The following is a 19123-nucleotide window of genomic DNA, read 5'->3' on the forward strand; positions in this document are numbered from 1 at the left end:
TCACTCTCCTGCTGCGCGGGGTAAGGGAATATGCACACGACCACGTTTGCGCGCGTCGGGGGAGACGTTTTCACACACCGCCTCGCCTTCACATTCGATGCAATTGCCGTCCGACACGCCGAGGCGGTCTTCCAAAACCGCAATGCGTTCCAAAACACAGCTCATAGCGTCTGCCACCGGATCGGGGATCAGGTGGTGGTTCAAGTCGATGCCCGCCGGGTTCAGATGTGCCGCTTCGGACGTATGCACCACGCGGCCGGGAATGCCGACCACGGTGCGGTTTTCGGGAACGTCGGCGATGACCACCGAGTTCGCGCCAACCTTTGCATTTTTGCCAACAGTTATGGGGCCCAAGATCATCGCACCACCGCCAACCACAACGCCGTCTTCCAACGACGGGTGACGTTTGCCGCGGCTCCACGACGTGCCGCCCAGGGTGACCCCGTGATACAGTGTGACGTCATCGCCAATCTCTGCCGTTTCGCCGATGACGACGCCTGTGCCATGATCGATAAAGAAGCGATGGCCGATGGTGGCACCCGGATGGATTTCGATGCCGGAAAACATGCGGCTGAAAAAGGCCCAAAGGCGCGCGGCGTAGCGAAAACCCTTGGTCCAAAGTTTGTGCGCAATGCGGTGGTTGATAACGGCGTGAACACCGGGGTACGTGGTCAGCACTTCGAACTTCGTGCGCGCTGCCGGGTCACGATCAAACACACAGTTGATGTCTTCGCGGATCATCCCAAACAGGCCAAGTTTTTTGGCGGGAGCTGGAACAACGTCATGCGGCATAACCATGTCCCCCCGCGTGTGAGAGTTCATGATAAAAGCGCAAAAGATCTTGATCGTCAGGGGCGCGTTTAGCTTCGGTCGAAAGTGCGCGCACACGCTGCAAAATCAGTTCCGCCTGATCTTGGTTGATGGGCAGACCTAAGTTTTGATAAGCCAGCAACACCCCGCGCGAGCCTGAGTGTTTGCCCAGCACAATGCGGTGTTCGCGGCCCAATTCAGCCGGATCGACACCTTGGTAATTCAGCGGGTTTTTCAGCAAGCCGTCCACGTGGATGCCCGCTTCATGGGTGAACACGCCGTCACCCACCAAACTTTTTTGCCACGGAATGGGACGCCCCGATGCATTGGCAACCAGCTGGGACAACGCCCCCATTTGACGCAGGTCAATGCCCGTGTCGATACCGTGCAGGTGTTTGAGGCCCATCACAACTTCTTCGAAGGGCGCATTGCCCGCGCGTTCGCCCAAACCGTGGACGGTCGTGTTGGCGTGGGTCGCGCCGCCCAAAATGGCGGCCAAGGTGTTGGCCGTGGCGAGGCCCAAATCGTCGTGGGCGTGGACTTCCAGTTCCAAGTCTGAGTTTTTGCGCATGCGCTCAAAGCTCGCGCGGATGGCGAACGGGTCCAACACACCGACGGTGTCGGCAAAGCGGAAACGACGCGCTCCGGCTTTGGCGGCGACGTCCAGAACTTGGTCGAGGAAATCGGGATCGGCGCGCGAGGAATCTTCACCGCCGACGCACACGTCAAAGCCTTGGTCCAAAGCCTTGGACACCATGCGTTCGATCTCGGCCAAGGCCCAGTCCCGGTCACGGCCCAGTTTGTGGAATAGATGTTGATCGGACACCGGCATGGACAAGTCCACGATGTCGGCCCCGGTTTCGGCGCACAGGCCCAAATCGGCGTCACACATGCGGCACCACACCACCAAATCGGTGTTGAGCTTCAAATCGGCAATGGCGCGAATGGCTTCGCGTTCTTCCGCGCCCATGGCGGGGATGCCGACTTCCAGCTCGGGCACACCCAAGCGGTCGAATTCTTGTGCAATGGCCAGTTTTTCGGCCAATGAAAAGGCGACACCGGCGGACTGTTCTCCGTCGCGTAATGTGGTGTCGTCGATGACTACGGTCTTGTTTTTGATCTCGTTGGTCATTTTGGTTCTCCTAGCCCTTAAGACTAAGCAACCCCTGTGCCAACTTTTAATGATTAAATATCAATCACTTAGCCTGTTGCGCTTTGTCGCATATCCGACAAAAAAAGACGGTGGGGACAAGTCCCCACCGCCAAGTGCTAGGAGGCAACAGCAAAGTTGCGCTTAAGAATAGGCCGGAGCAAACGCCTGATCGGGGTTTGCCACTGGCCCGTTCTCCCCCCAATACGGGGAGAGCTTGCGGAGTTTGGCCACGATGCCTGGCACGACATCAATGACCTTCTCGATCTCTTGGGGTGTGTTGTAGCGCGACAGGGAGAAACGCACTGTACCGTGGGCAGCCGTGAACGGAATGTCCATGGCGCGCATCACGTGCGACGGCTCCAACGATCCAGACGTACAGGCCGAACCGGAAGAGGCAGCGATCCCGTCTTTGTTCAGCAACATCAAAATCGCTTCACCTTCGATGAATTCGAACGCGATGTTCAAGGTGTTGGGCAAGCGGTTTTCCGGATCGCCCGTCACAAAACAGTTGGGGATGGCTTCCAAAAGCGCGTCTTGCAAACGGTCGCGCATAGCCATGACTTCGGAATTTTCGAAGGCCATGTGCTTTTGTGCAAACTCGCACGCCAAACCCAGGCCGACGATGGACGCTGCGTTTTCCGTGCCGGCACGGCGTCCGCGTTCTTGGTGACCACCGCGCAATAATGGCCGATAGCGCGTCCCGCGTTTGAGATACAACACACCGATGCCTTTGGGGGCATGCAGTTTGTGGCCCGAGAGCGACAGCATATTGATCTTGGTATTTTTCAAATCCATCGGAATTTTGCCGACGGCTTGCACCGCGTCGGTGTGAAACATCACGCCCGCCGCATGAGCCATTTCAGCCATTTCGATAACAGGGAAGTAAGAGCCTGTTTCGTTGTTGGCCCACATCACAGATACAATGGCAACGTTGGGTGTAAGCAAGCTTTTGTATTTTTCCAGATCCAAACGGCCCTTGCTGTCCACTTCCAAATAGTGAACTGTGTAGCCTTCTTTTTCCAAATGCTTGCACAGCTCCAACACCGCCGGGTGTTCGATCACAGTGGTGATGATTTCACGACGTTTGGGATAAGCTTTCAGCGCCGATAAAATGGCGGTCGAGTCCGATTCCGTACCACACGACGTGAACACGATTTCACTGTCGTATTCCGCACCCAGCAAATCCTGGATTTGACCGCGCGCTTTTTTGATGGCGTGGCCGACCTTGTTGCCGAATTGGTGCATGGAGGACGGGTTGCCGAATTGCTCCGTAAAGTACGGCAACATGGATTCGACGATTTCCGGGTCCACCTGCGTGGTGGCGTTGTTGTCGAGATAAATGCCGTCGGTCATATCCTTAAGCCCCCGCCACTTGAACGGGTTTTTGTTTTTTCTCAACCGGGATCAGCTGGATAAACTCACCCAACTCTTCCATCAATTGTTGCTGCACGCCGCCCAAGGTCATGCCTGCCATTTGACAGCCGGAGCATGCTCCGACCAAGTGAACCATGACGCGGTTCCCTTGGATGTCAATCAGTTCAATGTCACCTTTATCGGCTTGCAGCATGGGGCGTACTTTTTCGATGACGGCTTCAATTTTTTTGACCCGTTGGAACTCGCTCATACCGGACGGGGCGGCAGGCGGCGTATCGGCCGTTGGCTCTTCCAACGGTGCGGTTTGCGGTTTCGGCGCGGCTTCGGGGTCGAACTCAATGCCTTGTTCCGCCAAAACTTTGGTCAAGATTTCTTCAATGCCTTCGTGGCAAGACGAACACCCGCCACCGGCTTTGGTGTAGTTGGTGACATCTTCAACAGAAGTCAGGTTGTTGGCCCGCACGGTGTCTTCGATCATGACGGCGTCGATGGCGAAACACTTACAGATCAGCTCGCCTTCTTCGTGATCGTCTTTCCATTCTTCACCACGGTAATCGGCAACAGCCGCTTGCAAAGCTTCGCGTCCCATGACGGAGCAGTGCATTTTTTCCGGCGGCAGACCTTCCAGATAATCGGCAATGTCGTTGTTCGACACCTTCAAAGCTTCGTCTAAGGATTTGCCCTTAATAATTTCGGTGAGAGCCGAACTCGATGCGATTGCAGAGCCACAGCCAAACGTTTGAAAACCCGCATCTTCGATGATTTCCGTTTCGGGGTTCACTTTCAACTGCAAACGAAGCGCATCGCCGCAGGAAATGGAACCAACATCACCGGTGGCGTTGGCTTCACCAACTTCGCCAGCGTTGCGGGGGTTGAAAAAGTGTTCTTTGACGGTATCGGAATAATCCCACATTGGACCATACTCACTTTTCTTTTGATTGCTTAAGCACAGAAAGATTTGCCGCAGCCGCAGGACTGCTTGGCGTTCGGATTGTTGAAGGTGAAACCAGCACCCTCGACGCTTTCGGTGAAATCGATGGTGACGCCTTCGAGATATTGAGCGTTTTCGGGGTTCACAAAAACGGACAGCGCGCCCGCTTCGATGACGGTGTCGCCTTCGGGGGCTTCTTCTTCCAAGCTCAAGGCGTATTGAAAACCGGAACAGCCACCGCTGCTGACTTGAATGCGCAATCCCTTGATGTCCTTTTCGGACCCGGAAATCACTTTGGACAGGGCATTTTGGGCGTTTTCCGTAAGCTCTAACATGTTGACTCCTATTTGTTCGGGTTGGCGCCTTCAGACGCTTCTGCCCAAAGAAGGAGCAATTAGCATGCCAGTTTAAAGTCGTTCAATTTCAATGAATTGGATCGAGGGAGCTTTGTCGCATGTGCGACAAAGAACATTAGCGCCCCTCTAAAATGTCCAGCTTTTTGTCCGTTTCAAACGTCACACGGTCCTTCATGGCTGGAGTGATGAACACACGGCCTTCGGTATCGACGATCATGGCGTATTTGAGCCCCATGCTTTCGACGACTTTTTCCCACTCTTGTGGCCCCGCGACGACCAAAGCCGTCGCTGCTGCGTCCGCCAGCGCACCATTTTCGTGAACGACACTGGCCGAAGCCGTATGCTCCACCGGCATGCCCGTGCGCGGATCAATGATGTGCGCGTATTTCACGCCTTCGGACATACGAAAGCGTTCGTAATTACCGGAGGTATAGAGGTTCTCCCCCCCGGTCAGCTCAACGGATGCAATCACGCCCCAGTCACGCGGATCGCGAATGCCGACAGTCCACAAGCGTTCGCCAGGTTTGCCGATGGTATTTAAATCGCCACCCGCGTTCACAATGGCGTTTTGAATGCCCAAGGACTTAAGCTTTTCCACCGCCATGTCCAAGGCCACACCCTTGCCAAAACCGCCAAAGTCGAACGACACGGTTCGGTTGATGGTGGAAACCTGGTTGCCTTCGACCATGATGTCCAACATGGACGCTTGGCGTGACGCCAGCCTCTTGATCTGATCAAAATCCGGCAACGAGCCCGTGGGCAGTTCGTCTGCGTGAAAACCCCAAGCGTCAATCAGCTTGCCGATGGCGGGATTAAACAGACCGCCGCTCATGACCTCATACTGCTGACCTTGAAGAAGCAACGGCAGCACGAAGTCTGAGACCTCTACGGTTTCACCCTGGTCCATGGCGCGGTTGATGTCGTACAGTTCACCGCCCGGCTTCCACGCGTGCCAGTCCTTGTGCATGCGTTGAAAATCGCGGTCAACTTCGGTGATGGCGTGTTTGGCTAAGTCTTCGTCGGCGCCACGGATGATGAATTCCACCAATGTGCCGAAGACATAACGTGTTTCTTTGTACTCAGCCGGTTGGTCAGAGCAAGCCGTGACGAAGATGAGAACAATAAGGGTAACAAGACGTTTCATGGGGCAACCATGACAAAGAATGCTGCCAAAGGCAAAGTCATTCCATGACGCATTGATAGGCGCGGCGCAAAAGCTCCAATTCGCTGGGCGGCAAGTCGCGCCCATCAGTGATGGCGATGAATTCACCACCAACTTTTTCAGCGGCTTCAAAGGGCGGGTCCATGGTGGTAATCCGCCCCAGATAGATGGCAGAGACACCTTCGGGCGTGTCCACGAACGAACTGAAATCCGTTTCCAGTTCGATATCGTCCTTGGACAGCCCCAGTTTCCCCACCACCTGGTTCACCGCCATAGCCGGATGAACGACAACATCACTGTCGCGAAAATCTTCATCTTCTCCCAACACTTGGGAAAGTTTGGGAAACGCGTCAGGCGCAACCACACCATCGGCGAACCGCAAAAAGCGGATTCGCGCGCTGGTGCGTTGCTTGTGAACCAAAATCAGTCGAGCGGGAGCGGGCATCTTACCAAATGTCTTCCGGAGCCTGCAGACGTTCGACGACTTCGCCGCCTTTGATGTGCTTTTCGACGATTTCACCCACGTCAGAGGGCTGAACCTTCAAATACATCACGCCTTCGGGGTAGACCAAGACACTGGGGCCGGTAAAGCACGGGCCGATACAGCTGGAGGATGACAGCTTGTGTACACCCCACAGATCGTGTTCTTGGAACGCCGCCAAAAATGCGTCCATGACAGCCGGGGAATTGGCGGATGCACAAGACCCACGCGGGTGGCCTTCGGGACGAGATTGCACGCAAACAAAAACGTGTTTATCAGGACGGGGCATATTCTTTCCTTCTTCTTATCTTCTATCTTAGGCAGGTTCTTGGGGGGCGTGGGACATGCAGGCTTTGGGGCAAACCTTGATGCAGGCTTTGCAACCGATGCAGTCCATGGGGTCTTTCAAAGACATGACCATGGCAGTGTCATCGGAGAAACCGTCATCATCGTCATCCCAATCGTCATCGTCTAAATCGTCGTCCAGATCCAAGTCTTCGCGATCGACCAAGTCGAACACATCGCGCGGGCAGGTTTTGAAGCAACGACCGCAACCGATGCAGTTTGCTTGGTTCAATTCCGTGACGAACTCAGGTGTGAACTCGGTGCCGCCACGGGTAATTCCAGTAATAAAAGCCATTGTCTGATCCTCTCGTCAGGTGTGTGTTTAGGCTGACGCGTCTTCTGCGGCTTTCAAAGCCGCTGCGGCGTCTTGCCATGCTTTACAAGCGTCATAGGTGTCTTGGGCGATTTGCGGCAGCTCTTCAAAGGCTGCGGGCAGGCGGTCCTCCACCAGATCGTGGAGTTCCATCGCTTTTTCGGATGCAATGCGTTTTGCTCTGCGTTCGGCCTTTTTTATGGCCTTCATTTCATCGTCAGTCATCGGTCTTTCCTCTTACATACCTGCGACTTCAGGGTGTGAGCCGACGATGCCCGTTGCCACGGACAAAAGCTTGTCGGCTTCGTCTTTCATTTTCGACAGCGTGGCAAAGCCAAAACGGTGCACATCGCGCAAGGACTTATCCATCACCACAAGCTTGCCAACGGTAATGATGGCGCGCCCAAACCCTTCGTGGGAGATGTTGATCATGGGCACCGCCATTTTGCCGCACTCGGCTTCGGTTTGGGCGGCAATGGCGTTGTAGAACGCTTTGACCCGTGCCAAGGTTTCTTCGTCCGGATCGCCGACGATGGGAATTTCGCGTTTGCGTTCCTTGGTCATAATCAGCGGGTCCAAAATTTCAATGTCGGCTGCCGTGTCATAAACGCCGTAGCTATCTGTGGCGCGGATTTGGCGAACCATTTCTTTAACAAAATCTGTATCCAAGACCGGATCTTTCGGGTCGATCACAAAATCTTCGCTCATGAACTTGCTCCTTTGAGAATATGCATTTTCGGCAGACGGCTTTTCGCCGCCAGCCCGCGTGTACACAACAAACCAATAATCAATCCGCCCAGCGCACCAAGGGCCTGGACGCCATCGCCTGCACCGTTCAGGGCCGCAGTCGACGCACCAATCACCAAGCCCAGTGCGGGCGGGGCGTAAGCAATAAATGCGGCCTTCACCAAACCGTCTTGGCTGCAGCCCAGTTCCAACGTGTCGCCCACTTGGGCCACGCCGGGTTTTAATTCCATCTTCATGCTCTGCGTGGCGGTGAGACCACCCAGCAAAGACATGCCGCAGCCATCCGTTTTCGAACAGCTTTTGCAGGCCGATCGACGCGGCACGTTCAACACCAAACCGCCGTCTTTATCTTCGACGACGGTGGCCGTAACGGAGCTGATGCGCTCTTCACTCATCCCAACCTTCGTCCTCCATGGCGTCAAAACGGGTGGCGTCTTTTTCACCGTCCAACGCACGGGCGATCCAGGCACTAGGGCCTTGGCGAATTTCGTCTTGCAGCTGACCCACCAACTGATTGATCGGCGTATTGGGCGCAACCTTCATGGGCTGCACACCAATGCGAGCCAGCTTGGATATGGCGGAGCCGCCGATGGCTTGCACATAAACGGCAGAGCACGTCGACAAAGCCTCTATCTTCGCTTCCAGCTTGTCTTCGTTGCCATCCTGGGACAGCTCGCCAAATTCAACCGCGTCGGTGATGGTGGCGTTGTCCATGTCCACGTCATACATGACGAACGACTTGGCCGAGCCGAAGTGCTGATCCACATGGCGGCGATCGGTAGACGCAAATGCGATTTTCAAAGCACCGGGCATGGCGTCCTCCTCAATGGCTGAGTCCAGAACCCGGAGATGCCGAGCTATGGGCATGGCTTCCGTCTCCTTCTTCAGATTGGCCATAGGTGTGCTGTGCGTAAGTGGAGGCATAGGGTTCGACTTCGCCTTTGTGCGTGGACAGCATCAAGTTGCCCAGATCAAAGAACGCATCGCGCGTGCCCGCGTAACCCATCCATGTTTTGCGGAACCCGCCCAGAATGTCGAACTGCGGAAATCCTGCACGCAGCAGCGGAACACCTAAGCGTCCTGCTGACTGCACACAGTGCGAATTGCCCAAAAGCAATTCGACCTCCCCCTCGCTCGATAACTGTTCCAAATCTTCCAAGTCGCCAACTTTGACGGTGTCGCAAGGCAAAGCCTTCAAGACATTGGCCGCAGCGGGTGCCACGGCGGCGATGACTTCTGCGCCCAAGCCCGTAACCCAGTCGGCCAAGGTTTTGAGCAAATCGGGATCGGCAGCAATGGCAATGCGCGCTTGGCCGATGGAAAAATGTGCGTCCAACATGGCGTCTTGCAACTGCGCGCGTTGACGCATCAGCTTTTTGGGTGCGGCGTTGCCACTGATCTTCATCAGTGCGGCAACGAATTCGTCCATTAAATCGATGCCCATCAGGTGATCGAAGCGAAAGTCTTCAACACCCGTGCGTTCTTTTAGGCGATCCGCAGCAGGTGCCAAAGACGCACCGATGACGATGGTCGCCTGGGCGCTGCCTGCCGAACGAATATCGGCGATGTCCGTTCCGCCCGTCGTCAACGGGTTGAAATCCGTTTCTGGCAAATGCCCGTCGAGACTGCCGGAAATGTCCGGAATGACAACCGGGTCAAGACCGAACATCTCAACAATATCTTTGATCTCTTCAATATCGCCAGGCGTCAGGTGCGCGCCCACCAAGATGTTGACGCGGTTTTCAACCTTTTCTGACACGGGCTGAACCAACGCATCAATGACAGCATCGACGGCCTTGGCATAACCGCTTTCGAAACACCCGGTGAAGTCCGGGGTGTCAATGGGAATGACAGGGATGTCGTCGTATGCGGGATGCTTTTTACGGAACTCAGCAATGGCCAAGCGAATGTCGGAGCCTTGGGTTTCCGAAAGCCCGGTGGTCGGCAGGCCGATGATGGCCGGTTTCGACTTTTCGCAAATGGTCGCCAAGCCTTCGACAACGTTGTCTTCAGAGCCCATAACCGTGGACACCTGATCCATCGCCGTGGTTTGCAGCGGAATCGGTTCGCGGAAGTGACGCACGAAAAAGACTTTACCGAACGCCGTGCAGCCTTGTGAGCCATGCAACATGGGGATCGCCCGGTCAAGGCCGAGGAACACCAGCGCCGCACCAATGGTTTGGCTGGATTTCAACGGTTGGACGGACAGTGCTTTTTTGCGTTTGATCAACTCAACCATAACTTAAGCCTCCCCTTCCAAATCCCAGGGGGCGGGCTTGCGCACCGCATCCCACACCGGGTTTTCCAAAGACAGAGCAAGCTGGCGTGCCAACTCGACCATGCCTTCATAACCGGCGTAAGCGAATTCGCGTTCTTGGTTGATGTCCAAGAACGGCACGCGGGCTTTCAAAGCCGTGTACATGTTGCGACCACCGGCAATCAAGATGTCGGCTTTGAGTTCGGCAACCGTGTCCAACAATTTGCGCGGATTGCCGTCTTCGATCATCACGGCCTCTTCGCCCATGAGATCGCGGATGCGCGCCTTGTCTTCTTCGGTAGATTTTTTGGTGCCCGTCGCGACCACTTCCAGACCAAGGTCTTGAAGTGCAGCCACAATGGACCACGACTTCACACCGCCCGTATAGAGCAACACGCGTTTGCCTTTGAGGCGTTCGCGCCAGGGTTCCAAGCGTTCGTCCAAACGTTTTTCTTCGCGTTCGATCAGAGCTTCTGTGCGCGCACTCAAATCATCATCACCGATGATCTCGGCAAATTTGCGCAGCGCCATGTTCATGTCAGACGTTCCGTAGAAGCTGCCTTCGAACCATGGCGTGCCATAGGTGTCTTCCAGCTTGCGCGCCACATTGATCATGGCTTTGGAGCACACCATCATGTTGACTTCGGCGCGGTGCATGGTCTGCACCTCGGAAAAGCGTGTGTCGCCAGACAGCGAGCCCAAGATGCGCAGGCCCAGCTCATCCAAGATGGGCGTAACATGCCAGAGTTCGCCGGCAATGTTGTATTCACCGACCAGCGTAATGTCGTGAACTTGGATGCCGTCGCGTTGCAGGTGATCAGGAACCGGATCCGGTTCGCGGGTGCCGATGACATGTTTGACCATGGCCTCGCCCGCGATGCGGTTACCTAAGTTCTTGGTGCCGTAAAAGCCTGCGCCGTCCACCGGAATGACCGGAACCCCCCAACGTTCTGCGGCTTCTTTGCAGATGGCGTCCACATCGTCACCGATGAGGGCAGGAATGCAGGTGTTGTAGACAAACACAGCCGCCGGGTTGTGACCTTCGACGGCTTGTTTAATGGAGTGGAACAGGCGCTTTTCACTGCGGCCCATAATAATGTCTTGTTCGGTGAGGTCCGTGGTCATGCCCACACGCCACATCTTCGGTCCCGAAGAGCGCGTGCCGCGGTTGTCCCAACTGGACCCTGCACAAGCGATCGCCCCGTGCACCACATGAGCCACGTCGGCGATGGGTAAAAGCGCGATTTGAGCCCCGTCAAACGAGCACCCGCCCGCTGCAGCACCCGGTTTGGGCCGAGCACAACCGGACTTTTCCTTGTGGTTGTGACCACAAGCAGGTTCGTCTAGAAGTTCGGCGATGTCTTGTGGCTTCATTTTTCCGTCCACTTTGTTGCTGTTGCTGGGCTCAGCTTTGCAACTCTTGTACCAACACTTAACATGTTGATATTGTGAACCTTTCCCATTTTCAGAATTGTCACCTTTGCGACAAAGACAACAAACAGCCTAGAAGGTGTAGTTGTCCTCAATCCAGCCCTTCAAGACCTTTACATCGCGTTCAGGCAGGTAGTCGTAAGGCCCGGTGACGTCTTCATAGACCGCGCGGGCGACCCCTTCCAAGTTCTTGTCCAAGCCCGCGACCATGCAGAAATACCACGCCATGGGGTATCCTGCCGCACGGTCATAGGCTAACAAGAAGTTGTGCAAATCGACCCCACGCTCCGCCATATTCGGGAGCGGCGGCAGGCCTTCTTTAGCGGTGCTGACCGGGGTGGCTTGCAAGCGGCGTTCGCCAAAGCGGTCTTTAAAAATCGACATCTTCAGAACAAAGCGCCGCATGAACTTGCGAGACGCCGCGCTGGACGCCAGCCAATCTTCGAAAAAGCGCAACGTGAACAAAGAGCCGCCGTAGCTGCCTTCGCGCATATCGTTATAGGCTTCCGCAATGTCCCAAGTCTGGCGCAATTCATAAATCGCAGCACCCAGAGACGTCGGATCGACTTTGACCGGCTCGTCGGGGCTCAACAAGTCTTCCACCGCGTCGGGCGGATTTTCAGGATCGAACAGAACACGGTCGGTAATTTCGCGTAGTTCATTGACTTCGACTTGGATGAAGTCCCAAGGCTCATCCCCCGTTTTGGCCGTCAGATAATGCGTGGTGCCGCACATTTTGGTGGCGAGCAGGCCATCGTCTTCGTGGCGGATGAACAGATCCATCAGATCGTCCGCGCCTTCATGTTCGATCCAAGCCAACAAGTTGTCGGAAATGCGATTGCCTTGGGCATCGACAACACCACCCACCCGGTGCCAACCTTTGCGCGATGAGACCAGTTCCCATTCACGGTCCGGAAAAACCGTGCTCAACACTTGCACCAGCTCGCCGTGCCCCGGCTGCGGACGGGTGTTAGAGATTTCACGCTCTAGCTTTTCAAGCGGTTCGGGGGGCAGTGCCGCGTTCATTCGCTCAGCTCCGCAATCAAAACGCCGGTAGCGGATTCAGGATACTTGGTGATTTTGAGACAATGCTCGGAGCCGTCCACCACATATACGTTGGCTTTTTCGCCCTCGCGCACAGGCTCTTCCAGGCACAGCTCGTCTTCGAAGCAATGGGTGAAGTGCAAGTCCGGCCATTTGGGGCGCATCTCTTTGATGCAGTCCGCTTCACCACCCAGCTCGTCGGCCATAGCCATAATGTCGTCTAGGACTTTGTCTTCGATCATGAGCTTTGGATCCTTGCGCGTTCTTCCGCACTCACGCCCATGACTTTTGCCAACCAAGGCGGCGGATTGGAACCGATGACGGAGGACAGTTCTTCCAGAACCTCGCGTGCCTTGCCACCGTTGGGCTTTTTGATGGGGTGTACGTCTTGGCGCACCACCTTGGCCGCAGCGGGGCCGCCAATGGACACAATGAACAGAACTTGGCAATCGCTGATCAGGTCTGCGCGGAATTTGTTTTTGTCATCGGCTTCGATGTCGTCTTCGGTCAAGCGCACATCAATCAAGCGAATTTCTTCGCTGGACACTTGGTAGACCAAAAAGCGCGAGCACGATCCGAAATGACCGTCCATATCTTCTGCACCATTGGAGGCAACCGCCACACGGATTGATCCGGGCATGTCGCCATCTTCATAAGGGGTGGTTTCAGGCAGCTCAACATCCGCAGATCCGGCTTTGCCTTTGAGGATCAGCAGCGCTTCTTTCAAGGCACCGCGCGGGGCACCAAAAAGCTTGCCGCCGTCAGCTGTGCGCAATTTTTCAATGCTGAGACCCGCAATTTTCTTTTCGCTGGGCGGCAAGCCTACGGCTGCGCCGACAATACCCAACATATCTGCAGGCGAAACATCCGGGAGAGCCTTGGAAGCCAAGCCAATGCGCAGGGCCATATTCTGAGTAAGTTCTGTTTCGCTCATATCATTGCTCCTAGGATGTTTTGTTTTTTTAGGGGATGAGAGGCCGCCCCAAACAGTGAGGCGGCCAGGCTCAATCAGTCGAGGAACACGATGCAATCGTCTTCCATGCACACGTCAATGCACTGGGGCATATCGGCTTCGCCGTCGCATTCCGTGCAAGTGTCGGTCGTCACGGTGTACAGACCTTTGTGCGGAACAATTGCGTTGGTCGGGCAAACCGGTTCACAGTCGCCGCAAGCGGTGCAGATGTTGGAATCAATTTGAACAGCCATGGGAGAAATCTCCTCTTATTTAAAAACACAAAAACCCAGGTTCGCTTAAGCGCGTTTGAACCTGAGCGTCGTTGGAAATGTAGGGGGCGGACTAATGGGATCTACATACCACTTAGAGCCTTCGCCGATTTCAACTTCACCACCCCAAGCTTCGGGTGTGTCCGTTTCGACCGAGACAACGATGTCTTCCAAGTCTTTTTTGGCGACGTAGAACAGCAGTTCGCCTTTTTCGTTCTTGCGTAACATAACGCTGGGCATCGGAAACTCCTTATCACCAGGTTTCAAAAGGCAGTTGGGCGGCAGAGCTGATGCCCTGCCGCCCCAAGGCCTTAGCGAACCAGGTCGTAGTTGTAGTCCGTGGTACCCATGCCGCGCGTTTCTTCGTCGAGACGTTCCAGAACCGCGTTGACCAAGGTCGTGAGGATGTACATAGCACCCTCGTAGCCCATGGTGGTCATGCGGTGCATGTGGTGACGATCGAAGATCGGGAAGCCGATGCGGATCAGCGGAACTTCAAATTCTTTACCTTTGTGAAGCGTGTCACGTTGGATGAATTTGCCGTAGCTGTTGCCGATCATGAAGTCCGGCTTGTTGGTGAACATCAAGGAACGGAAGTGCCACAGATCTTTACCAATGTGAACTTCGGTGTCTTGACCGTACGGGCTGTCCGACAAGATTTTATCAAGATTTTTCTTGAAGCGCTTGTTGGCGTGGTTGACCAGCACGTCGGTCGGTTCAGCACCCAGTTCGAGCAAGAACTTGGTCATGCCCAAGACATAATCAGCATCGCCGTAGAGAGCGAACTTCTTACCGTGCAACCACGTGTGGCTATCGGTGATCATGTCAACCAAGCGACCGCGTTCTTTTTCCAAGCTGGCCGGGATTTCTTTGCCCGTCAACTCAGCGACTTTCATCAAGAAAGCGTCGGTGCCTTCCAAGCCCATCGGAATTTCGATGTCGGAAACCGGCTGTTTCCAAGTGTTCTTGGTGAACTTTTTGGACTTAACAGATTGCCACTTTTGCAAGAACAACGTGTCAATGGCGTTCGGTGCATCTTTCACTTCGTCGATGGTCGTGCCACCGTCGTACATGCGGTATTCACCATCAGCCGGCGTGTCCAAAACTTCGGAAGGATCGCACAGAAGCGTTGCATCAACACCCATTTCGCTCATCATGCGTTTCATGACACGGTAGTTGCCAAGATACGTTTCAAAGCCCGGTACGATGTTAATCTTGCCGTTGGAACCGACTTCTTTGTCGTCCATGTGGTTCAGCGTGAAGTAACGCTGAATGCCTTCGAACATGTTGTCCCAACCGGTGGTGTGGGAACCGACGAAGCTCGGCGTGTGCGCGAACGGAGTCGGGTACTCTTGTTCGATGTGACCTTCTTTCTTGGCGTTGCCGATGAAAGCGTTCAAGTCATCACCGATGACCTCTGCCATGCACGTGGTGGAAACAGCGATCATTTCCGGTTTGTACAGAGCTTTGGCGTTTTCGAGACCGTCGAACATGTTCTTCTGGCCACCGAACACAGCTGCGTCTTCGGTCATGCTATCGGACACACAAGCAACAGGCTCTTTGAAGTGGCGGTTGAAGTAGGTGCGGAAGTAAGCGACGCAACCTTGCGAACCGTGAACGTACGGCAGGGTCTTTTCAAAACCCAGGGCGCACAGAACGGAACCCAACGGTTGGCAAGCTTTTGCCGGGTTAACGGTCAGAGCTTCACGTTGGAAGTTCAGCTCTTGGTATTCTTCCGTGGTGGTCCATTGAAAGACTTCGTCGATCTTTTCAGGGGCGTGCGCCTCTTCAAAGCTGTCTTTCTTGTTTTTCAGGCTTTCTTTGTAATCGTCATCGCGAAACAAAGGGTAGCTCGGTTTGATGTCTTCTACGACTTGTGACATTTTCTTTCCTCCTCCCGCTCACCAATCTGTGACAACGGGTTAAAGGTGAATGTTTGAGCGTTCCTTACGAAACGTTCGGGGGGTTATTCAGCGGCCAGAGCCTCGTCCGTGCCGGCTTTCTTCCAAGGCGGAGTCAAGGTGTCCCAGCAGGGGTTGTTCAAGGTCATGTCCATGTCGCGGGCAAAGATGGCGAAGCCGTCATAGCCGTGATACGGGCCGGAATAATCCCATGAGTGCATTTGACGGAAAGGAATGCCCATCTTTTGGAAGATGTATTTTTCTTTCACGCCAGAACCGATCAGGTCAGGCTTCACTTTCTTGACGAACTCTTCGAATTCGTAGCCAGTGACGTCATCATAAATCAGCGTTGCGTTGCCCATTTCTTTAATGGTGCGGTCATAGTCATCGTTGTGTGCGAACTCGTAGCCCGTACCGACGATTTCCATACCCAGATCTTCGTAAGCACCGATCACGTGGCGCGGACGCAGACCACCGACGTACAACATGACTTTCTTGCCTTCCAAACGGGGGCGATACTTGTCGATAACAGATTGATATTCTGCTTTGTACTTTTCGATAACCTTCTCAGCACCAGCCTTGATTTTGTCGTCAAAGTGAGCAGCGATAGCACGCAGGCTTTCTTCAATTTTGGTCGGACCGAAGAAGTTATATTCCATCCAAGGAATACCGTACTTCTCTTCCATGTGACGGGAGATATAGTTCATGGAACGGTAGCAGTGCAGAAGGTTCAGTTTAACCTTCGGCGTCAATTCCATTTCAGAGATGGAACCGTCACCGGACCATTGAGCAACAACGCGCAGACCCATTTCTTCGAGAAGAATACGAGAAGCCCATGCGTCACCACCGATGTTGTAATCGCCTAAGATGGCAACGTCATAATCGGTAGCTTCCCAAGTGTCGTCGTCGTCACGTTTGTCCAAAGCCCAGTCACGAACGGCGTCGTTGGCGATGTGGTGACCCAAGGATTGGGACACACCGCGGAAACCTTCGCAGCGAACCGGAACAACGGTTTTTTCGACTTTTTTGCCGTGCTCTTTCGAAACAGCTTCGATGTCGTCACCGATCAGGCCGATGGGGCATTCGGATTGAACCGTGGTGCCTTTGTTCAGCGGGAACAAGGTTTCGACTTCGTCCAGCAACTTGGCGAGTTTTTTGTCGCCACCGAACACGATGTCTTTTTCCTGGAAGTCCGACGTGAAGTTCATCGTACCGTAGGTGTTCACACCGGTGGTGCCAACATAGTAGTTACGACGACCGGCACGGGAGTATTGGCCGCAGCCAACCGGACCGTGGGAAATGTGGATCATATCCTTAATCGGACCCCACACCACACCTTTGGAACCAGCGTATGCACAGCCACGGATGGTCATCGCGCCCGGAACCGATTTACGGTTGGATTTGATGCATTTTTTGGACTGTTCGATTTCGTGATCGTTCACCGTCAGGTGCTTTGCGCGAATGTCTTTCGCTTTTTCGGGATAAACCTCGAGAACCTCTTCAATCAGGCCCTGGGTTTCTTCGCGAGTCATATCAGGCATGACTTTCTCCTCTCAGAGAGTTGATATTCGCTTTCGTGTCGGGCCGAGACCGAAGCCCGGCCCGACACAGAAGCATTCAGCGACATTAAGCGGAAGCAGCTTCACCTTCGGTGTCGGCCGTTTGACCGATGATGCTTTCGTCTTCTTCGTCCATCAGGCCGAATTCCATCAGCAGGTCTTCCAAGTCGTCCATGCTGATCGGGGTCGGGATCACGAACAACTCGTTTTCGATGATCTTTTTCGCCAAAGCGCGGTATTCGTCGGCTTGGTTGGCTTTCGGATCGTATTCGATAACGGTCATGCGGCGGATTTCAGCGCGTTGCACAACGTTGTCACGCGGAACGAAGTGGATCATTTGCGTGCCCAGTTGGCGAGCCAGTTCCATGATCAGTTCGTCTTCACGTGCGGTGTTGCGAGAGTTGCAAATCAAACCAGCCAAGCGAACGCCGCCGGAGTTTGCATACTTCACGATACCTTTGGAAATGTTGTTGGCAGCGTACATAGCCATCATTTCGCCGGAGCAAACGATGTAGATCTCTTGAGCTTTGTTTTCGCGGATCGGCATAGCGAAACCACCGCAAACAACGTCGCCCAGAACGTCGTAGAACACGAAGTCCAGATCTTCCTCATACGCGCCTTCTTCTTCCAAGAAGTTGATGGCGGTGATCACACCGCGACCTGCGCAGCCAACCCCTGGTTCCGGGCCACCGGATTCGACGCATGCGATATCGCCGTAACCGACTTTCAGAACGTCTTCAAGTTCGAGGTCTTCCACAGAACCCGCATCAGCAGCCATTTGCATGATGGTGTTTTGTGCTTTGGAGTGCAGGATCAAACGGGTGGAGTCCGCTTTGGGATCGCAGCCCACGATCATAACTTTTTGGCCCAGCTCTGCGAGTGCAGCAACAAGGTTCTGGGTGGTGGTGGACTTACCAATGCCCCCCTTCCCGTAAATGGCGGCTTGACGAAGTGCCATGATGGTGTCTCCTTAAGTTTCTCTAACAATGGCGCATTGGCGCCGGAAAATCGTTGGTCGGACCCAGAGGAGCAAAAGGTGTGCCAGACTCGAAAATGCACCTTAATCAATTGATTTTGTTAGAAAACAATGACAATGTCGCATGGACACAAACCCGACAATCGGGTACCTCACACGACAAAGCCGTAATTTTTGTGTGGTTACTGACATGAACACGACACTGCCCCCACAAGCCCCCAAGACCACCCTGCCCGCAGCTGCGCGGTTGGGCATCAACCGTTGCAATTTGCCAGCCGTCATCTTGGGCAGCCTGACGTTCCAAGATCACCCGGAGCCTTTACACATCGACGGCGTTAAGTCCTTTCATGGGGACTTGTTCCAACGCCTCGACGCGTTAAACGATTTCAGCGAGCGCGCTCAGCAGTTTCAGGACTATATGGCCGTCACGTTCCGTTTGGACGCGCCCGAAGACGTTGGGGCTACAAAAGATACAGCCCGCACAAATGCCGACTATCTGCGTCTGTTACGCGGTTGGTTCTTCAATACGGATGGGCGCGAAGGCGCGGTGATCAAAAGCTGGGTGGAATCGCGCTTTGGCCTTCTCACCCGCCACCACGGCGGTCCCGTCTATGAAAATAACGCGCCAGCTATGTCGTCCTTCCTCAAAGACCGGGCACACGGTTTGCACAACACCAACGCTTTAGAAGCCCAGTTGGACCTTTTATATACATACACCCAGTATGAACTGAGCCGTGCTGAACCTTTCCAGCCCTACCTCACCTTATATAGAGGTGTGAACAAGCTCGACGGGTTTGAGGTTCTGGACAAGATTGAACGCTCCAAACAAGTCTTGCTGCTCAACAACGTGAATTCGTTCTCTACGGATCGCGATATGGCTTGTGCGTTTGGCGATTATATCCTCACAGTCAAAGTCCCGTTCAGCAAAATCGTTTTCTTTTCCGGACTGTTGCCGGGATGCATGAAGGGGGAGAACGAATACTTGGTCTTGGGCGGTGTATATGAAGTGGGTGTTGCCGTCTTTTAGCGACAATTGTCGCAAACCCTCCATGCGACATT

Annotated in this window: 24 protein-coding genes; 1 reads left to right on the plus strand and 23 read right to left on the minus strand. The window is 54.4% G+C overall.

Annotated elements, in window-relative coordinates:
- From cysE to nifH, 23 genes are all read right to left on the minus strand, one after another.
- Positions 1-792 carry a serine O-acetyltransferase gene (gene cysE / locus V5T82_RS15725; RefSeq protein WP_332896619.1) on the minus strand — a complete coding sequence of 264 codons (792 nt, stop codon included), beginning with the start codon at positions 790-792 and terminating at the stop codon, positions 1-3.
- A complete protein-coding gene (gene nifV, locus V5T82_RS15730; RefSeq protein ID WP_332896620.1) occupies positions 782-1942 on the minus strand; it encodes a homocitrate synthase in 1161 nt (386 codons plus the stop codon). Before nifV ends, cysE begins: the two co-directional genes overlap by 11 nt.
- 162 nt (positions 1943-2104) lie before the next feature.
- On the minus strand, positions 2105-3316 hold the full coding sequence (gene nifS / locus V5T82_RS15735) for a cysteine desulfurase NifS (RefSeq protein WP_332896621.1): 1212 nt from the start codon (positions 3314-3316) through the stop codon (positions 2105-2107).
- Between the two features lie 4 nt (positions 3317-3320).
- A complete protein-coding gene (nifU, locus tag V5T82_RS15740; RefSeq protein WP_332896622.1) occupies positions 3321-4250 on the minus strand; it encodes a Fe-S cluster assembly protein NifU in 930 nt (309 codons plus the stop codon).
- Positions 4251-4279: 29 nt separating this feature from the next.
- Positions 4280-4603 carry a HesB/IscA family protein gene (locus V5T82_RS15745; RefSeq protein WP_332896623.1) on the minus strand — a complete coding sequence of 108 codons (324 nt, stop codon included), beginning with the start codon at positions 4601-4603 and terminating at the stop codon, positions 4280-4282.
- A gap of 136 nt (positions 4604-4739) precedes the next feature.
- Positions 4740-5768, minus strand: a complete 1029-nt coding sequence (locus V5T82_RS15750; RefSeq protein ID WP_332896624.1) for an FAD:protein FMN transferase — start codon at positions 5766-5768, stop codon at positions 4740-4742.
- Between the two features lie 37 nt (positions 5769-5805).
- Positions 5806-6231: a hypothetical protein gene (locus V5T82_RS15755; RefSeq protein ID WP_332896625.1), complete on the minus strand. Its 426-nt coding sequence runs from the start codon at positions 6229-6231 to the stop codon at positions 5806-5808.
- Between the two features lies 1 nt (position 6232).
- Positions 6233-6556 carry a (2Fe-2S) ferredoxin domain-containing protein gene (locus V5T82_RS15760; protein ID WP_332896626.1) on the minus strand — a complete coding sequence of 108 codons (324 nt, stop codon included), beginning with the start codon at positions 6554-6556 and terminating at the stop codon, positions 6233-6235.
- A gap of 27 nt (positions 6557-6583) precedes the next feature.
- A complete protein-coding gene (gene fdxB, locus V5T82_RS15765) occupies positions 6584-6907 on the minus strand; it encodes a ferredoxin III, nif-specific (protein ID WP_332896627.1) in 324 nt (107 codons plus the stop codon).
- A 27-nt stretch (positions 6908-6934) separates the two neighbouring features.
- Positions 6935-7150, minus strand: a complete 216-nt coding sequence (locus V5T82_RS15770) for a CCE_0567 family metalloprotein (RefSeq protein ID WP_332896628.1) — start codon at positions 7148-7150, stop codon at positions 6935-6937.
- A 12-nt stretch (positions 7151-7162) separates the two neighbouring features.
- Positions 7163-7633, minus strand: coding sequence for a NifX-associated nitrogen fixation protein (locus V5T82_RS15775; protein WP_332896629.1), 471 nt, complete (start codon positions 7631-7633; stop codon positions 7163-7165).
- Complete coding sequence (locus V5T82_RS15780; RefSeq protein ID WP_332896630.1) at positions 7630-8067, minus strand: SoxR reducing system RseC family protein; 438 nt, start codon at positions 8065-8067, stop codon at positions 7630-7632. The genes V5T82_RS15775 and V5T82_RS15780 overlap by 4 nt, the downstream gene beginning before the upstream one ends.
- Complete coding sequence (gene nifX / locus V5T82_RS15785) at positions 8060-8539, minus strand: nitrogen fixation protein NifX (protein ID WP_332896631.1); 480 nt, start codon at positions 8537-8539, stop codon at positions 8060-8062. Before nifX ends, V5T82_RS15780 begins: the two co-directional genes overlap by 8 nt.
- Positions 8496-9911, minus strand: a complete 1416-nt coding sequence (gene nifN, locus V5T82_RS15790) for a nitrogenase iron-molybdenum cofactor biosynthesis protein NifN (RefSeq protein WP_332896632.1) — start codon at positions 9909-9911, stop codon at positions 8496-8498. The genes nifX and nifN overlap by 44 nt, the downstream gene beginning before the upstream one ends.
- A gap of 3 nt (positions 9912-9914) precedes the next feature.
- The gene (gene nifE, locus V5T82_RS15795) at positions 9915-11303 is read right to left on the minus strand and encodes a nitrogenase iron-molybdenum cofactor biosynthesis protein NifE (RefSeq protein WP_332896633.1); all 1389 of its coding nucleotides are present in this window, start codon (positions 11301-11303) and stop codon (positions 9915-9917) included.
- 129 nt (positions 11304-11432) lie between these two features.
- Complete coding sequence (locus V5T82_RS15800; protein ID WP_332896634.1) at positions 11433-12386, minus strand: hypothetical protein; 954 nt, start codon at positions 12384-12386, stop codon at positions 11433-11435.
- Positions 12383-12646: a DUF6129 family protein gene (locus V5T82_RS15805; RefSeq protein WP_332896635.1), complete on the minus strand. Its 264-nt coding sequence runs from the start codon at positions 12644-12646 to the stop codon at positions 12383-12385. Before V5T82_RS15805 ends, V5T82_RS15800 begins: the two co-directional genes overlap by 4 nt.
- Positions 12643-13338, minus strand: a complete 696-nt coding sequence (locus V5T82_RS15810) for a dinitrogenase iron-molybdenum cofactor biosynthesis protein (protein ID WP_332896636.1) — start codon at positions 13336-13338, stop codon at positions 12643-12645. The genes V5T82_RS15805 and V5T82_RS15810 overlap by 4 nt, the downstream gene beginning before the upstream one ends.
- Before the next feature lie 74 nt (positions 13339-13412).
- Entirely contained in the window at positions 13413-13610 is a 198-nt protein-coding gene (locus V5T82_RS15815; protein ID WP_332896637.1) for a 4Fe-4S binding protein, read from the minus strand.
- A 45-nt stretch (positions 13611-13655) separates the two neighbouring features.
- Positions 13656-13868 carry a putative nitrogen fixation protein NifT gene (gene nifT, locus V5T82_RS15820; protein WP_332896638.1) on the minus strand — a complete coding sequence of 71 codons (213 nt, stop codon included), beginning with the start codon at positions 13866-13868 and terminating at the stop codon, positions 13656-13658.
- A gap of 71 nt (positions 13869-13939) precedes the next feature.
- Positions 13940-15511 (minus strand): nitrogenase molybdenum-iron protein subunit beta, encoded by a 1572-nt coding sequence (gene nifK, locus V5T82_RS15825; protein ID WP_332896639.1) that lies wholly within the window; start codon positions 15509-15511, stop codon positions 13940-13942.
- 83 nt (positions 15512-15594) lie between these two features.
- Entirely contained in the window at positions 15595-17070 is a 1476-nt protein-coding gene (nifD, locus tag V5T82_RS15830) for a nitrogenase molybdenum-iron protein alpha chain (RefSeq protein ID WP_332896640.1), read from the minus strand.
- 85 nt (positions 17071-17155) lie between these two features.
- On the minus strand, positions 17156-18049 hold the full coding sequence (gene nifH, locus V5T82_RS15835; protein WP_442917860.1) for a nitrogenase iron protein: 894 nt from the start codon (positions 18047-18049) through the stop codon (positions 17156-17158).
- Positions 18050-18254: 205 nt separating this feature from the next.
- Between nifH and V5T82_RS15840 the strand changes: the two genes are divergently transcribed.
- Positions 18255-19091: an NAD(+)--dinitrogen-reductase ADP-D-ribosyltransferase gene (locus V5T82_RS15840; RefSeq protein ID WP_332896642.1), complete on the plus strand. Its 837-nt coding sequence runs from the start codon at positions 18255-18257 to the stop codon at positions 19089-19091.
- Positions 19092-19123: the final 32 nt, after the last annotated feature.

Origin of the sequence: Magnetovibrio sp. PR-2, assembly GCF_036689815.1 — a bacterium.
Classification (GTDB): domain Bacteria; phylum Pseudomonadota; class Alphaproteobacteria; order Rhodospirillales; family Magnetovibrionaceae; genus Magnetovibrio.

Coding starts and splice junctions, on each gene's coding strand:
- V5T82_RS15775 (WP_332896629.1), bottom strand. CDS start 7,633: ATGAGCGAAGATTTTGTGATCGACCCGAAAGATCCGGTCTTGGATACA.
- V5T82_RS15745 (WP_332896623.1), bottom strand. CDS start 4,603: ATGTTAGAGCTTACGGAAAACGCCCAAAATGCCCTGTCCAAAGTGATT.
- V5T82_RS15815 (WP_332896637.1), bottom strand. CDS start 13,610: ATGGCTGTTCAAATTGATTCCAACATCTGCACCGCTTGCGGCGACTGT.
- nifS (WP_332896621.1), bottom strand. CDS start 3,316: ATGACCGACGGCATTTATCTCGACAACAACGCCACCACGCAGGTGGAC.
- V5T82_RS15810 (WP_332896636.1), bottom strand. CDS start 13,338: ATGAGCGAAACAGAACTTACTCAGAATATGGCCCTGCGCATTGGCTTG.
- V5T82_RS15770 (WP_332896628.1), bottom strand. CDS start 7,150: ATGACTGACGATGAAATGAAGGCCATAAAAAAGGCCGAACGCAGAGCA.
- cysE (WP_332896619.1), bottom strand. CDS start 792: ATGCCGCATGACGTTGTTCCAGCTCCCGCCAAAAAACTTGGCCTGTTT.
- V5T82_RS15840 (WP_332896642.1), top strand. CDS start 18,255: ATGAACACGACACTGCCCCCACAAGCCCCCAAGACCACCCTGCCCGCA.
- nifE (WP_332896633.1), bottom strand. CDS start 11,303: ATGAAGCCACAAGACATCGCCGAACTTCTAGACGAACCTGCTTGTGGT.
- V5T82_RS15755 (WP_332896625.1), bottom strand. CDS start 6,231: ATGCCCGCTCCCGCTCGACTGATTTTGGTTCACAAGCAACGCACCAGC.
- nifD (WP_332896640.1), bottom strand. CDS start 17,070: ATGCCTGATATGACTCGCGAAGAAACCCAGGGCCTGATTGAAGAGGTT.
- fdxB (WP_332896627.1), bottom strand. CDS start 6,907: ATGGCTTTTATTACTGGAATTACCCGTGGCGGCACCGAGTTCACACCT.
- nifU (WP_332896622.1), bottom strand. CDS start 4,250: ATGTGGGATTATTCCGATACCGTCAAAGAACACTTTTTCAACCCCCGC.
- nifN (WP_332896632.1), bottom strand. CDS start 9,911: ATGGTTGAGTTGATCAAACGCAAAAAAGCACTGTCCGTCCAACCGTTG.
- V5T82_RS15780 (WP_332896630.1), bottom strand. CDS start 8,067: ATGAGTGAAGAGCGCATCAGCTCCGTTACGGCCACCGTCGTCGAAGAT.
- V5T82_RS15805 (WP_332896635.1), bottom strand. CDS start 12,646: ATGATCGAAGACAAAGTCCTAGACGACATTATGGCTATGGCCGACGAG.
- V5T82_RS15750 (WP_332896624.1), bottom strand. CDS start 5,768: ATGAAACGTCTTGTTACCCTTATTGTTCTCATCTTCGTCACGGCTTGC.
- nifX (WP_332896631.1), bottom strand. CDS start 8,539: ATGCCCATAGCTCGGCATCTCCGGGTTCTGGACTCAGCCATTGAGGAG.
- V5T82_RS15800 (WP_332896634.1), bottom strand. CDS start 12,386: ATGAACGCGGCACTGCCCCCCGAACCGCTTGAAAAGCTAGAGCGTGAA.
- nifT (WP_332896638.1), bottom strand. CDS start 13,868: ATGCCCAGCGTTATGTTACGCAAGAACGAAAAAGGCGAACTGCTGTTC.
- nifV (WP_332896620.1), bottom strand. CDS start 1,942: ATGACCAACGAGATCAAAAACAAGACCGTAGTCATCGACGACACCACA.
- V5T82_RS15760 (WP_332896626.1), bottom strand. CDS start 6,556: ATGCCCCGTCCTGATAAACACGTTTTTGTTTGCGTGCAATCTCGTCCC.
- nifK (WP_332896639.1), bottom strand. CDS start 15,511: ATGTCACAAGTCGTAGAAGACATCAAACCGAGCTACCCTTTGTTTCGC.